Origin of the sequence: Bartonella sp. W8167, assembly GCF_016100335.1 — a bacterium.
GTDB classification, from domain to species: domain Bacteria; phylum Pseudomonadota; class Alphaproteobacteria; order Rhizobiales; family Rhizobiaceae; genus Bartonella; species Bartonella apis.
In genome coordinates, this window is the sequence record NZ_JACFSQ010000014.1 from 1 (window position 1) to 597 (window position 597).

The following is a 597-nucleotide window of genomic DNA, read 5'->3' on the forward strand; positions in this document are numbered from 1 at the left end:
GAAACCGCGACGCTTACAGCTGAAAGCGACCAGGTGCTCGGCGTGGCAAGACTCGCAGCGAACCCGTAGAAAGCCATGCTCCAGCCGCCCGCATTGGAGAAATTCTTCAAATTCCCGTTGCACATAGCCCGGCAATTCCTTTCCCTGCTCTGCCATAAGCGCAGCGAATGCCGGGTAATACTCGTCAACGATCTGATAGAGAAGGGTTTGCTCGGGTCGGTGGCTCTGGTAACGACCAGTATCCCGATCCCGGCTGGCCGTCCTGGCCGCCACATGAGGCATGTTCCGCGTCCTTGCAATACTGTGTTTACATACAGTCTATCGCTTAGCGGAAAGTTCTTTTACCCTCAGCCGAAATGCCTGCCGTTGCTAGACATTGCCAGCCAGTGCCCGTCACTCCCGTACTAACTGTCACGAACCCCTGCAATAACTGTCACGCCCCCCTGCAATAACTGTCACGAACCCCTGCAATAACTGTCACGAACCCCTGCAATAACTGTCACGCCCCCAAACCTGCAAACCCAGCAGGGGCGGGGGCTGGCGGGGTGTTGGAAAAATCCATCCATGATTATCTAAGAATAATCCACTAGGCGCGGT

At 55.4% G+C, this 597-nt stretch carries 1 protein-coding gene; it reads right to left on the reverse strand.

Annotation, left to right across the window (positions count from 1 at the left end; translation table 11 throughout):
• The coding region (locus H3V12_RS11080; RefSeq protein WP_047939690.1) for an IS91 family transposase at window positions 1-282 on the reverse strand (282 nt) is incomplete at its 3' end.
• Window positions 283-597 lie beyond the last annotated feature (315 nt).